This window comes from Pollutimonas thiosulfatoxidans (genome assembly GCF_004022565.1).
Lineage (GTDB): Bacteria > Pseudomonadota > Gammaproteobacteria > Burkholderiales > Burkholderiaceae_B > Pusillimonas_D > Pusillimonas_D thiosulfatoxidans.
Genome location: NZ_CP022987.1, coordinates 1,273,190 through 1,286,591, shown reverse-complemented (window position 1 = coordinate 1,286,591; position 13,402 = coordinate 1,273,190). Strand labels below are relative to the sequence as shown.

Sequence of the window (13,402 nt, the reverse complement as noted above, 5' to 3'; positions counted from 1 at the left end):
ATAATGTCAGATACCCCTATTGATTTCCTGTTGTCACGCCGATCCGTAAAGTTTGTTCAAGCTCCGGGCCCATCCGACGACGAATTGGGGCGTATCCTCCAGTCAGCCATGTCGGCGCCGGACCACGGGCGCTTGCAGCCCTGGCGCTTTGCCTTGATACGCGGACAGGCCATTGGCCGCCTTACCGATCTGTCGATCGCCGCAGTAAAAGAAGCGGGCATGCCCTTCCCACCCGAGAAAGAAGCCAGTACGCGACGCTGGCTCGACAAGGTACCGCTGTTGATCGCCCTGGCGTGCAGGCTGGACCACGCCAACACCAAAATTCCGGAGCACGAGCGCATGCTGGCTACCGGCGCTGCCGTGACCAACATCTTGAACGCTGCTCATATGCTTGGGTATGCGGCTTACTGGAGCACGGGCCTGGGCACTTATCTGGACGACGTTGCCGACGCCTTGGGCTTCGATGCGCTGGATTACCGTTTCATGGGTTTTGTGTCGATCGGAACGCCTATCGCCACCCCCGCACCCATGCCACGGCCCGACTATCAGCAGTTCGTTACCGAGTGGAACGGCATCTGAAGGAGTCTCGCCATGAAGCAACTGAAGACGGATGTTGCCATTATCGGCGCCGGTACGGCGGGCCTGTCGGCCTACCGAGCGGTCAAGACGGCGGGCAAGGCTGCGGTGCTTATCGAGGGCGGCCCTTACGGAACAACCTGCGCCCGGGTGGGCTGCATGCCGTCCAAGCTATTGATCGCAGCAGCCGAAGCGGCGCATGGGGCGCACCACGCCGCTGAGTTCGGTGTGCATATTGACGGCCAGGTCCGTATCGATGGCCGCGAAGTCATGGATAGGGTCAAGCGTGAGCGCGATCGCTTTGTTGGCTTCGTGCTGGACAGCGTGGACAACATCCCCGAGCAGGAAAAACTGCGCGGCAATGCGCGTTTTGTCTCCGACACCGTACTGCGCGTCGACGATCACACCGAGGTTCATGCCTCCAGGGTGATTATTGCAACGGGATCTTCGCCCGTGGTGCCGAAAGAATATCAGTCGCTGGGCGACCGTGTCGTCATTAACGACGATGTGTTCGAATGGGACGATCTCCCCCGCCGCGTTATAGTGGTTGGTGCCGGCGTGATCGGGCTTGAACTCGGCCAGGCTCTGGCCCGGCTGGGGGTGCAGGTTGCGATCATCAATCGTAGCGGCAGCGTCGGTGGCATCAGCGATCCAGAAGTGCGAGACAGCGCCTTTGCCGCTTTCGACACCGAACTCGATCTGCGATTGAATGCACAAATACTTGAAGCGCGCCGCGAGGGCGAGGAAGTCATCGTGCGCGTACAGGTCGAGGGCCAACCCGAAACCGTCGAGCGTTACGACTATTTGTTGGTAGCAGCAGGGCGTAGGCCCAACGTGCAGGCGCTAGACCTGCACAATACGGCTGCGCAATGCGACGACAAGGGCATGCCCGAATTCGACCCCTCCACCTTGCAACTGGGCGCTTTACCCATATTCATTGCCGGGGACGTCAACGGCACGCTGCCTCTGCTGCACGAGGCTGCCGACGACGGCCACATCGCCGGCGAGAACGCCGTCGCTTACCCGGACGTCCAGCCCGGCAAGCGCCGCGCGCCCATGGCGGTTGTCTTCTCCGACCCGCAACTGGCCCAGGCGGGCTTGCGGTTCCGGGAGCTGCCCAAAATGGGGGTGGCATTCGGCGAGGTCAACTTCGCCAATCAGGGCCGCTCGCGCGTGATCCTGAAAAATCGCGGCAAGCTGCGGGTGTACGCCGACTTGGCCAACGGCCGTTTGCTGGGCGCCGAAATGGCCGGGCCGGCAATGGAGCATATCGCCCATTTGCTGGCATGGTCCATCCAGCAAAAGCTCACCATCAATCAGATGCTGCAGATGCCTTACTACCATCCCGTCATCGAAGAAGGACTCCGTACGGCGTTAAGAGACGCGGCTAAGCAATGTGTGGCGGCGAAGATGGCGCAAGTGCAGGAGTCGGAGCAGTTGGTGAATAATGCTTGATGCTGCGGTTGCGAGCGATTAATCACACCTCAGCTCGTTGCCCACTTGCACCAGCCGGCACTCGGGCCAGTCGGACAGCGTTTCGGAATAGGTCTTTAGCGTTGCATCGATGCTTTCTTTGCGCATGGAGGGAGACCGCCATCCCTGATCCGTCAAAACGAACACGTGGGCTTTTAGGCCCGGTGTCGCATTGTTGACTGAGGCAAGCTGTTTGTCGAGAAGGTTTTCGAAGAATTCGTTGCCGCCGCCCATGCGGAGAAAGCCCATTGATTGCGGGGGCATAGACACCTTCAAGTACAGACGAAACTCGCATGTGTAGGCGAGTCTACCGGTCATGGGGTTGCAGGATTCCTTTTCCACTTTGGTCGCGTCCAGGCGAATCGGCATGAGCTGATCGAACGGAGGTGCTCCGATCTCAACGGCGGTGGGCGACAGCATGCGACCGCCCCCGGCCGCCATGTCACGCATGATGGCCAAGCGTATTTCCTCTTCATCCGGCTCGGAATAGGTCTCTGGCACAATCACTGGCAAACGTCCGGGTGAGGCCATCAGCTGGTTTTCCCGTGATGAATAGTTCAGTGCCGGATCAGCTGGCGCTGCTGGTGCCTTGCGCGTGCCTGCTAGTGCAGCGGCTTCCACGCCCTCTATGCCTTCTTCAGTCAATGTAGGAACGTTGGGAAATTCCGGCAGTCGGGTCGCATGGGCAACCGCTATCGGAACCACCTTGCCGGACTGGATCAGGGCTTTACTGGTGTCGAGATTGGCCATCATGGCCGATACCTGCCCGCCTGCGACATCGAACAGGGCGGTCGCCGAACTGCGAAAGGGGATGTGCACGATATTCAGGCCGGCACGCTGGCTTAGCGTTTCCATGGCCAGATGGTGGGCGCTGCCTTCCCCGCTCGATGCGTAGGTGATTGAGCCGGGATTAGCCTTCGCTTCGGCGACAAACTCCTTAAAGGTTCTGGCTTTGGTGCCTTTACCTACCACCAGCATCATGGGAACGCGGTCCATGGACGCAGCCGGCGATGCGGCCGAGCTTTGCGTAGCCTTCGTCATCACGGAGCTTGGTGTTGACGGCTTAGCCTGGACCACCTGGTTTGTGGTTGAAAGCGTGGCTGTTTGGGATGCCGCAGGACTTGCGTTAGCTTGGCTGGGTGACCCTAACTGAGCAATACGTTCGGAATAGGCGTTAAACAGGCATGAAGCGTCGGCGCCGCAGCGGTTTCGTTGGGCGAGCCAATGGCGTTGCTCTTGTTGGGCCTTGGCTTTTTGAGGTCCCTGGCCGGACAATTGGCGCGAATAAAGCTCGGAAAGCTGGACGTCCAGCATAGCCAATGCCGCGTTACTGCATAAAGTGGTTTCGGTCGGTGTGCTTGCGCGGGTGCAATCAAAAGAAGGGTGTGCAAGGGTGGCGGAATCGGGGCGCACGATGGCTGATGCTGAAGGTGACGGCAGCGCGTCGGCTGGTAATGACGCTGGTGACGCGGCGGCTGCCGATGGCTCGGTCTGCATGGTCAGCGCATTGCTTGCCACGATGTGCCGGTGTATGGCTGCAAGCGTTGCCAGGCCCTGCTTCTCGATTGACGCCGTAACGGCCAATCCATTGGCTCTTTGAAACGCGTTCAACGCACTTATGGTCCGGTGTCCCGCTGCACCGTCTGCCGGGCCCGCATCGTAGCCCAACTCATTCAGCATGTGCTGGGCTTGCTGTGTTTCAGCCCGTGAAACCCCCGGTTTGGGCACGTGCTGCCGTGAATGCGTAGCTGGCGGCGAATACGTAGGAGGGGGTACATACACCGGCGGCGGAACAGCTTGTTGCTGCTGCGACGGCGGCATCAAAATACGCAATATGTCGTTGATGTTCTGAGCTGTCGCGTTAGGCATCCATAACAGGAATCCCATCAGCAAGACGCATGACGCCCATACACCCCAGCACAAGCGCCGGCGCCTGCAATTGGCTTGGGTTCCGCTTTCCGACACCATGCAAAGGTCAGCCATCTTGCCTCTCTTGCCCCCTTGGGATAAGCAGGTGTACCAAGCCTCATGCCCGACGCGCGACGGAAGACGTGAGAAACCGTGTTAATTTCCAAGAAGTGTAATGAAGTCGGACCGCAAGGCCTACCAGCCGCTCAGCCTAGGCGCCGCATGTAGGATTGCATGAGTCACCCATGCGCAGCACCCAAAACACACTCACGCCAGATCACCCCGAATGCAAAAATGCGCGCCGCAGGGGCGCGCATTTTTGCGGCCCCGCAGACCTCTTTCAACCCTGATGGGGTGCCATAAGCATGCCAAGCACCCAACCCGTCCCAACAACGTTACGAGCCGACCTTCCGCCACGTGTAAGAAACGATCAATCAAGTTAACTGAGACTGAGAGCCTAGCTCACCCCTCAGCCAACAACTCCCTAACTCCAGCCAGCAACACATCCACAGCATCCGTATCTGCCGCCAAATACCGAGCCCGCCCAGCATCGTCAAACACATACACCCCGCGGCTATGCGAGACCTCATAGTTGGCCGTATCGTCGCCCTTGGGCTTCTCGATCTGATAGGCTACCCGATAGCGGCGGGCGACGTCGGCGACTTGTTTCTCCGTGCCTGTCAGGCCGATGGCGTGGCTGTCGAAGGCGTCCACGTATGATTGCAGGACGTCCGGCGTATCGCGGTGGGGGTCCACGCTGACGAACAGGATGCGTACCTTGGCGGCGTCGTCACCCAGCTCTTCCATGACTTGCGCCAATTGCGCCATGGTGGTCGGGCACACGTCAGGGCAACTGGCATAGCCGAAAAACATCAGTACGATCTTGTCGTCGAAGTTTTCTTCAGTCACCGTCTTGTTGCCTGCGCCTTGCAAGGAAAACTTCAGGTCCGGCAAGAAGCCGCGCACCTTGTGCAGCGTAGAGTCGCCTTGCGCGGCGACAGCGACAGACAACAGGCAAGCGCTGGCCAGGCAGGCCAGCAGACGAATCAGGTTTTTCATGGCGAATCAGGCGTCCTGGAAAAGCAAGCATGTAGTGGGGTCAGGTCTTGCAATCGTGCACGATTGCAAGACCTGACCCCATCCCGATTATAGGTCTGATTCAGCCAGGCCGCTGTGGCGCAGCAGGGCGTCGATGGCGGGTGCGCGACCGCGGAATGCCTCGAAGGAAGCCGCTGCGGGGCGCGAGCCGCCGACTGCCAGGATCTCTTTCATGAAGCGCTGGCCGGTGGCTGCGTGCAAGGTGTTGGGGGGCACCTCGCCAGATAGGGCAGCGTGCTCTTCGAAAGCGGCGTAGGCGTCGGCCGACAAGACTTCGGCCCACTTGTAGCTGTAGTAGCCGGCGCCGTAGCCTCCGGCAAACAAGTGCGAGAAGTTGTGGGGAAAGCGGTGCCACGCTGGAGGAAACAACACCGCGACTTCGCGGCGGACCTCTTCCAATGCATCGAGCACATCCTGGATCGACAAGCCTTGTGCCTGATGATGGATGGCCATGTCGAATAAAGAGAATTCGACCTGCCGCAGCATTTGCATGCCGCTCTGGAAATTCTTTGCGGCAAGCAGCTTGTCGAAAAGCTCGCGCGGCAGGGGATCGCCGGTCTCGACATGGGATGTCAACGCTTGCACAACCGACCATTCCCAGCAGAAGTTCTCCATGAACTGTGAGGGCAGTTCTATGGCGTCCCACTCGACACTGGCAAACGGCGAAGCGCCGGGCTCGTCCACCTGGGACAGCAAGGCATGCAAGGCGTGGCCACTTTCGTGGAATAGGGTGATGACGTCGTCGTGAGTCAGCAGGGCTGGCTTGCCATTCTGGGGCTCGGAGAAGTTGCAGGTCAGGTAGACGACCGGTGTCTGCAGGCCGGCGGCGCTGCGTCGGCGATTGCGCTCGCTATCCACCCAGGCACCGCTTTGTTTGCCCTGGCGTGCATACAGGTCCAGGTAAAGAACACCCAGCACTGCGCCGTCTGCGACGACTTCCAGCGCCTGGGCGTGAGCGTGCCAGACGGGCAATTTCGCAGGCCGCAGGGCTACGCCAAACAAGGTCTCAATGACATGGAACAGGCCTTGCAAGACGCGCGGTTCTGTGAAGTACTGCTTGATCTCTTCTTCGGAATACGCGTAGCGCGATTCGCGCAGGCGCTCGGAGGCAAACGCCATGTCCCAGGGTTGCAGCTCGTCCAGCCCGAGTGTGCTGTGGGCAAAATCCTGTAGTTGGGCCAGATCGCGTCGCGCGTAAGGCTTGGCCTTGCCTGCCAGTTCACGCAGGAAGTCCACCACCTGTTCCGCGCTTTCGGCCATGCGGGTTTGCAGTCGCAATTGTGCAAAGCTGCCATAGCCAAGCAAGGAGGCCTCCTGGGAACGCAGCTTCAACAACTGTTCGATCAGTTGCGAGTTGTCCAGCTCCGGATCGCCTTGTTCGGATGCGATGGTTGAATAAGCACGATACATCTCGCGCCGTAGTTCGCGATCCCTGGCGGACTGCATCACGGGAAGATAGCAGGGCATCTTCAGGCTTAGTTTCCAGCCTTCCAGACCATCCTCGCGAGCGGCGGCTGCCGTTGCCTGCAAGACATCGTCCGGGAGCCCCGCCAGCCGGGTAGCGTCCGTAATATGCAGCGACCAGCGGTCCACACTGTCGAGCACGTTTTCCGAGAATTTTTGCGATGCCTGGGCTTGCTGGTCGGAGACCTCGGCGTAGCGACGGCGGTCTTCGCCTTCCAGTTCGACGCCGCTGAGGCGAAAGTCGCGCAGGGCCAGTTCGATGACGCGTTGGCGCACGGGCGTAAGCTGCGCGAAATCGGACGAGGCCTGCAAGCGCTTGTACTGGGCGTACAGGCCGGTGTGCAGGCCTACCCAGGTGGAAAACTCGGTAATAAGAGGCAGGCAGACGTTATAGGCGGCGCGCAGCTCGGGCGTGTTGACCACGGCATTCAGGTGGCCAGCCACAGACCAGGCGCGCCACAACGGCTCGGACGCATCTTCCAGCGGCTCGATGATGGCGTCCCAGGTGGCCGGGAGGGCCGGGTCGGCACCACGTTCTATGGCGATCCGCGCTTGCGAGATCAATTGCGTAATGGCCGGCTCGATATGAGCGGGCTGCACGGCGGCGTAATCAATAAGGGAGGCTACAGGGACCAACAGGGGATTTTGATTCATTGCTTTATTCAGAGCCCAACTGGGGCGGGGTGGTGATGGGCCGCGCGGCGTTCGGCGGCTTCCAGCGTATTGACCAGCAGCATGGCGATGGTCATGGGACCGACACCGCCAGGTACGGGTGTGATGGCGCCCGCCACCTGGCTGGCAGATGCGAAGTCGACATCGCCCACCAGCTTGCCGTCGTCATTGCGGTTGATGCCGACATCGATAACGACGGCGCCGGGCTTGATCATGTCGCCGGTAACCATGCCAGGCTTGCCCGTCGCCACAACCAGCACATCGGCTCGGCGCGTTTGCGCACCCAGGTCGCGGGTTTTGGAATTGCATAAGGTTACGGTGGCGCCGGCAGCCAGCATCAGCATGGCCATGGGCTTGCCCACTATATTGCTGGCGCCCACGATCACCGCTTCGGCGCCCCAAAGCGATACGTTTTCAGATTCAAGCATCTTCATGATGCCGTATGGTGTGCAGGGGCGAAACAGCGGCCGCCCCGTCATCAGCAAGCCAGCATTGCTGATGTGGAAGCCATCGACGTCCTTTGCGGCGGCAATGGTTTCGATGACACGCGCTGAGTCCATATCGCGCGGTAGCGGAAGCTGCACCAGTATTCCGTCTATTTCGTCGTCGTCGTTTAACTGATGCACGACATCAAGCAGCTCTTGCTCGGAAATATCGGCATCCAGTCGTACGACGCGCGAGTGCAAGCCGGCCTTCTCGCAGGCGGCTGCCTTGTTGCGTACGTAGACTTGCGAGGCGGGGTCTTCCCCCACCAGCACCACGGCCAGGCCAGGCACGATGCCCGTCGTCTTTAGTTCTTGTACCCGCTTGGCGACGTCTGCCTTGACGGCGTCGGACAAGGCCTTGCCATCGATAATACTTGCGGTCATGCCGTGCCCTCGGCCTTGGTCAGCGCGATTTTCATGAGGTCGGCAACTGTCGTGACTTCCAGCTTTTCCATGATATTGGCGCGATGCGCCTCTACCGTCTTGATGCTGATGTTCAGGTCGCCGGCGATTTGCTTGTTCAGGCGTCCGGCCACGATGCGCTCGAGCACTTGCTGTTCGCGTGCGGTCAAGCGGCTGAGCACCGCCTGATGGTTCTTTTGCGCCTGCACCTGGGTGACTCTTTCGGCCGCCTGCTCGAGCATGCGTGCGACGATGGCGCGCAGATCGGTTTCGTTGAAGGGCTTCTCGAGAAAATCGATGGCGCCTTTTTTCATGGTCGACACCGCCATGGGGACATCGCCGTGGCCGGTAATGAAGACGATGGGCAAGGGCGCCTGCCGTGCCAGAAGTTCTTCCTGGAGTTCCAGACCGCTCATGCCCGGCATGCGCACGTCAGCGATCAGTACGCCGACCTGGTCGGGTTCATAGGCGTTCAGGAACTCTTCCGCGCCGCTGAAGCTGCGTACCCGATAGCCGTTGGCTTCCAACAGCCATCGCAGTGAATCACGGACGGCTTCGTCGTCATCCACAATGAATATGGTGTTGGGCGTCTGAGGTGTGGTCATGCATGCAACTCCTGGGTGTCTTCTGACGTGCTCGAGGCTTGTGGCTGAGCACATGGCAGGGTGAAACGGAAAATGGTGCCGCCGTCGGGGTTAGGACCGGCCCATAGCCGTCCGTGGTGAGATTCAATAATAGTACGGCAGATATTAAGCCCCATGCCCAGGCCTTCGGACTTGGTGCTGTAAAACGGCTCGAACAAGCGTTCGGGGTCGCGCAAGCCGTGGCCGCGGTCGATGACTGCGATTTCTATCAGAGGCCCCTGGTCTGTGACCACGACATGCAATACGCGGTAGTCGCTTTTCTCCATGGCTTCGACGCCGTTCTTGAGCAGATTGAGCAACACCTGTTCGATCAGTATGGGATCGGCAAGCACATCGGGCAGCGGATCGGGCACCTGCAACTGAATGTCGACCTGACGCTTGCGCGCGTCGATGTCGGCAAAGCCCACGGCATTGTCGACGATGCGCGTCACAGGCACGCGCTGGCGCCTGGGTTCGCTGCGTTTGACGAACTCGCGGATGCGGCTGATGATCTTGCCTGCGCGCTCCGCTTGCTTCGCCGCTTTTTCCAGCGCCTCGAGCAGGCGTGTGGGCTCGGCGTTACCCGACTTGAGCATGGCGACCGCGCCCATGCTGTAGTTCGATATGGCCGTCAGTGGCTGGTTCAGCTCGTGGGCCAGCGACGAGGCCATTTCGCCCATGGTGGTCAGGCGGCTGGTGAGCTGGATTTTTTCTTGCTGCAGGCGCGAGGCTTCTTCGTGCGTGCGACGTTCTGTGATGTCGCGAGCCACTTGCAACCTGACGCGGCGGCCATCTGTCCAGGCCAGCATGCGGTGATGGACTTCAAACCAGCGCTGCGCCGAGTCGGAAAAAATCTCTACCGTTTCGTCGGTGAAGCGGCCCAGACGCCCGCCCAGCAGCTCGGCGTGTCCGTTCGATTGGGCGCCAAAGAATCGGCGGTACGTACGATTGGCAAACAAGAGCTCCAGACCATCGGAGGTGTCGGCCACGACAGAGATGGCATCGTCCAGACCTTCCAGTACCGTCATGAAGCGTTCGTGCGCGGCGGTAAGGGCCTCGCGGATCCGCTTTGGTTCGGTGATGTCGGTCATGGACGTCATCCAGCCGATCTGTTCGCCATTGGGATCGCGCAAGGGTGACACATACATGCGTGCCGTAAATCGCGACCCATCGCGGCGCTGCGCTTCCACTTCCAGCCCGCTGCTGGGCGTGCGGCCCGACAACAGGATGTCAAGTGTCTCCTGGTGCTGCGCATGCCGACCCGGCAGCCAGTAGGGGAAGGGGGTGGTGCGCCCGATAAGATCGGCTTCGTTCCAGCCTATCATCCGGCAAAATGCCGGGTTTACGTAGGCGATGCGCCCATGCATGTCAAAGACCCGCATGCCGGTGGACATGGAGTTTTCCATGGCGCGGCGGAATCCCGTCTCGGCAATAAGCGCGGCTTCCGCACGCGTGCGAAAGCGCGTATAGCGCCACAGGGCCAGCAAGCTAAGCACAATCACGCAAGATAGGGCGATGACCACCATGATCAGGCGCTGTTGCCGTGTCTCCTGGTCGATGGTTACGAACATGACACTGTCATTGTGCAATTGCTGCAGCCACATGAAGACGCCCATGACACACAGGTACAGGATCAGGACGATAACCGGCGTCAACCAATAGAAACCGCGACGGGGATGATTAGCCTGGTCGTAGAACGTGGTCGGGATCAGGGATTTTTTAGAATGGCTCGCCATGGTTCTATCATTAGTGCATCACTATGCATCCGGCATTTTAGACCGTAACAGCCGCAGTGACATTTCACATTATAAAAAGTCATATCATAAAATGAAATTTCGCTTGAACATATTCCGGGTCTTTCCTAGAATGGGCCTAACTACTCGGCAGGCCGGCCACAGCTGGCCCGCGCTTAAATAAACTGGGATCGGGTATAAACCCGTCATAGGCTCCGTTACAACGGCTGCCGGCCCATCACACAGGAGACAGTTGATGTCCTCTCTTGATCAAGTCAGCCTGGCGGCAAACGCCAACGATGAAGATGCGCTTGAAACGCAAGAATGGCTCGAGGCGCTTGAAGCCGTACTCGATCGCGAAGGACCTGAACGTGCACATTTCCTGCTGGAGCGACTGATTGATCTGGCGCGCCGTTCGGGTGCGCACATTCCTTTCTCTCCCAATACTGCTTACGTCAACACGATACCACCCGGGTTGGAGCCGCCGCATCCGGGCAATATTGTCCTGGAAGAACGCATACGCTCGTATGTCCGCTGGAATGCAATGGCCATGGTGGTCAAGGCCAACAGTCATAATCCGCCCGACGGCGGCGACCTGGGCGGCCACATCGCCTCGTTTGCGTCGCTGGCAACCATGATAGGTTGCGGCCAGAATCATTTTTGGCACGCTGAAACAGAAGATCACGGTGGCGACCTGGTTTACTTCCAGGGCCATACCTCGCCGGGCATGTACGGGCGCGCCTATCTGGAAGGCCGCCTGACAGAAGAGCAGCTGGATCATTTCCGCCAGGAAGTCGACGGCAAGGGCCTGCCCTCGTATCCCCACCCCAAGCTCATGCCTGACTTCTGGCAGTTTCCGACGGTGTCCATGGGCCTGGGCCCACTGATGGCGATCTACCAGGCCCGCTTCCTGAAGTACTTGCATGCCCGCGGGCTGGCCGATACCAGCAAGCGCAAGGTCTGGGTGTTTTGCGGCGACGGCGAGATGGACGAGCCCGAATCGCTGGGCGCCATCAGCCTCGCCTCGCGCGAGAAACTGGACAACCTGATCTTTGTCGTCAACTGCAACCTGCAGCGTCTGGACGGACCGGTGCGCGGCAATGGCAAGATCATCCAGGAACTCGAAGGCGATTTCCGCGGCAGCGGCTGGAATGTCATCAAACTGATCTGGGGCGGCTATTGGGATCCACTGTTGGCCCGCGACAAGGAAGGCATCTTGCGCCGGGTGATGGAAGAATCCGTCGACGGCGAGTACCAGGCTTACAAGGCGCATGACGGCGCATTTGTGCGCGAGCATTTCTTCGGCAAGCATCCCAAGTTGCTCGAGATGGTCAGCCGCATGAGCGACGACGATGTCTGGCGCTTGAATCGCGGCGGCCACGATCCTTACAAGGTCTACGCGGCATTCAAGGCAGCATCCGACCACAAGGGTCAGCCCACAGTCATTTTGGCCAAGACCATCAAGGGTTACGGCATGGGCCATGTCGGCCAGGCCAAGAATCCGACGCACCAGCAAAAGAAGCTGGATATCGACGCGCTGCGCGAATTCCGCGACCGCTTCAATATCCCTGTGCCGGACGACAAGATCGAATCGCTGCCGTATTTCAAGCCGGCAGACGACTCGCCCGAAATGAAATACCTGCACGAACGGCGCCAGGCATTGGGCGGCTATCTGCCCCGTCGCCGCGTCAAGGCAGACGAGCATTTCAAGGCGCCGGCCCTGGAATCCTTCAAGGCCGTGCTGGAACCCACGTCCGAAGGGCGCGAAATATCCACCACTCAGGCTTTCGTCCGCATCCTTAATCAGGTCTTGCGCGACAAAGAGCTCAGTCCGCGCGTGGTGCCGATACTGGCCGACGAGTCGCGTACTTTCGGTATGGAAGGCTTGTTCCGCCAGATTGGCATTTACGCTCCCGAAGGGCAAAAGTACACACCGGTCGATAAAGACCAGGTGATGTATTACCGCGAGATCGAAAGCGGGCAACTATTGCAGGAAGGCATCAACGAGGCGGGCGCGTTCAGCTCGTGGATGGCTGCGGCAACGTCGTACTCGACGAACAACCGCATCATGATCCCCTTCTATATTTATTATTCAATGTTTGGCTTCCAGCGCATTGGCGATCTTGCCTGGGCGGCTGGCGACATGCAGGCTCGCGGCTTCCTGCTGGGCGGCACGGCCGGCCGTACCACCCTTAATGGCGAAGGTCTGCAGCACGAAGACGGCCATAGCCACATGATGTCGGCGCTAATTCCCAACTGCATCTCGTACGACCCCACGTTCGGGCACGAGCTGGCCGTCATCATCCAGGATGGTCTGCGGCGCATGGTCGAAAACCAAGAGAACGTTTTTTACTACATCACGGTAATGAACGAGAACTATGCCCAGCCCGGCCTGAAGGAGGGCGACGAAGAAGGCATTATTCGTGGCATGTACAAGTTCCGCTCGGTCGGAAAAGACACCAAGAAGCGGGTACAGCTTATGGGGTCTGGCACCATTTTGCGCGAGGTGCTGGCCGCGCAAGAGCTGCTGCAGAACGACTGGGGCGTGGGCTCGGATGTCTGGAGCGTGACCAGCTTTACCGAACTGCGCCGCGACGGCCTCGATTGCGAGCGCTACAACCTGCTGCATCCGGAAGACAAGCAGCCGCAATTGCCCTATGTAACCCAACAGCTGCAAGACACCACAGGACCTATCGTTGTGTCAACGGACTACATCAAGGCATTCGGCGACCAGATACGTCCGTTTATCCCCAAGGGGCGCGACTTCCGCGTGCTGGGCACAGATGGCTTTGGCCGTTCCGACTTCCGCTACAAGCTTCGCGAGCACTTTGAAGTCGATCGCCACTTCGTTGTGCTGACCGCCTTGCGTGCGCTGGCTGACGAAGGCCAGGTGCCGGTTGCCAAGCTGACTGAAGCCATCAAAAAGTATGGCATCAATCCTGATAAAGCCAATCCGCATCACGCCTGA

General features: G+C 59.6%; 9 protein-coding genes. 3 read left to right on the top strand and 6 right to left on the bottom strand.

The window, feature by feature from the left end:
• Window positions 1-3: 3 nt before the first annotated feature.
• Complete coding sequence (locus tag CKA81_RS06190) at window positions 4-579, top strand: nitroreductase family protein (protein WP_128354517.1); 576 nt, start codon at window positions 4-6, stop codon at window positions 577-579.
• A 12-nt stretch (window positions 580-591) separates the two neighbouring features.
• On the top strand, window positions 592-2,031 hold the full coding sequence (locus CKA81_RS06185) for a dihydrolipoyl dehydrogenase (RefSeq protein ID WP_128354516.1): 1,440 nt from the start codon (window positions 592-594) through the stop codon (window positions 2,029-2,031).
• 18 nt (window positions 2,032-2,049) lie between these two features.
• On the opposite strand, the gene CKA81_RS06180 is transcribed toward CKA81_RS06185, so the two are convergent.
• The 6 genes from CKA81_RS06180 to CKA81_RS06155 all read right to left on the bottom strand — a co-directional run bounded on the left by CKA81_RS06180 (window position 2,050) and on the right by CKA81_RS06155 (window position 10,437).
• A complete protein-coding gene (locus tag CKA81_RS06180; RefSeq protein WP_164878354.1) occupies window positions 2,050-3,918 on the bottom strand; it encodes a tripartite tricarboxylate transporter substrate-binding protein in 1,869 nt (622 codons plus the stop codon).
• 501 nt (window positions 3,919-4,419) lie between these two features.
• A complete protein-coding gene (locus CKA81_RS06175) occupies window positions 4,420-5,016 on the bottom strand; it encodes an SCO family protein (RefSeq protein ID WP_128354514.1) in 597 nt (198 codons plus the stop codon).
• Between the two features lie 87 nt (window positions 5,017-5,103).
• Window positions 5,104-7,173: a M3 family metallopeptidase gene (locus tag CKA81_RS06170; RefSeq protein ID WP_128354513.1), complete on the bottom strand. Its 2,070-nt coding sequence runs from the start codon at window positions 7,171-7,173 to the stop codon at window positions 5,104-5,106.
• 8 nt (window positions 7,174-7,181) lie between these two features.
• Window positions 7,182-8,060 carry a bifunctional methylenetetrahydrofolate dehydrogenase/methenyltetrahydrofolate cyclohydrolase FolD gene (gene folD, locus CKA81_RS06165; RefSeq protein ID WP_128354512.1) on the bottom strand — a complete coding sequence of 293 codons (879 nt, stop codon included), beginning with the start codon at window positions 8,058-8,060 and terminating at the stop codon, window positions 7,182-7,184.
• A complete protein-coding gene (locus tag CKA81_RS06160) occupies window positions 8,057-8,683 on the bottom strand; it encodes a response regulator transcription factor (RefSeq protein WP_128354511.1) in 627 nt (208 codons plus the stop codon). Before CKA81_RS06160 ends, folD begins: the two co-directional genes overlap by 4 nt.
• On the bottom strand, window positions 8,680-10,437 hold the full coding sequence (locus tag CKA81_RS06155) for a PAS domain-containing sensor histidine kinase (protein ID WP_128354510.1): 1,758 nt from the start codon (window positions 10,435-10,437) through the stop codon (window positions 8,680-8,682). The genes CKA81_RS06160 and CKA81_RS06155 overlap by 4 nt, the downstream gene beginning before the upstream one ends.
• A 253-nt stretch (window positions 10,438-10,690) precedes the next feature.
• On the opposite strand from CKA81_RS06155, the gene aceE reads away from it, so the two are divergent.
• Window positions 10,691-13,402: a pyruvate dehydrogenase (acetyl-transferring), homodimeric type gene (gene aceE / locus CKA81_RS06150; RefSeq protein ID WP_128354509.1), complete on the top strand. Its 2,712-nt coding sequence runs from the start codon at window positions 10,691-10,693 to the stop codon at window positions 13,400-13,402.

Bases quoted from the DNA above. Each gene is read 5' to 3' on its own strand.
- CKA81_RS06160 (WP_128354511.1), bottom strand. From the start codon at position 8,683: ATGACCACACCTCAGACGCCCAACACCATATTCATTGTGGATGACGAC.
- aceE (WP_128354509.1), top strand. From the start codon at position 10,691: ATGTCCTCTCTTGATCAAGTCAGCCTGGCGGCAAACGCCAACGATGAA.
- CKA81_RS06175 (WP_128354514.1), bottom strand. From the start codon at position 5,016: ATGAAAAACCTGATTCGTCTGCTGGCCTGCCTGGCCAGCGCTTGCCTG.
- CKA81_RS06190 (WP_128354517.1), top strand. From the start codon at position 4: ATGTCAGATACCCCTATTGATTTCCTGTTGTCACGCCGATCCGTAAAG.
- CKA81_RS06185 (WP_128354516.1), top strand. From the start codon at position 592: ATGAAGCAACTGAAGACGGATGTTGCCATTATCGGCGCCGGTACGGCG.
- folD (WP_128354512.1), bottom strand. From the start codon at position 8,060: ATGACCGCAAGTATTATCGATGGCAAGGCCTTGTCCGACGCCGTCAAG.
- CKA81_RS06180 (WP_164878354.1), bottom strand. From the start codon at position 3,918: ATGCCTAACGCGACAGCTCAGAACATCAACGACATATTGCGTATTTTG.
- CKA81_RS06170 (WP_128354513.1), bottom strand. From the start codon at position 7,173: ATGAATCAAAATCCCCTGTTGGTCCCTGTAGCCTCCCTTATTGATTAC.
- CKA81_RS06155 (WP_128354510.1), bottom strand. From the start codon at position 10,437: ATGGCGAGCCATTCTAAAAAATCCCTGATCCCGACCACGTTCTACGAC.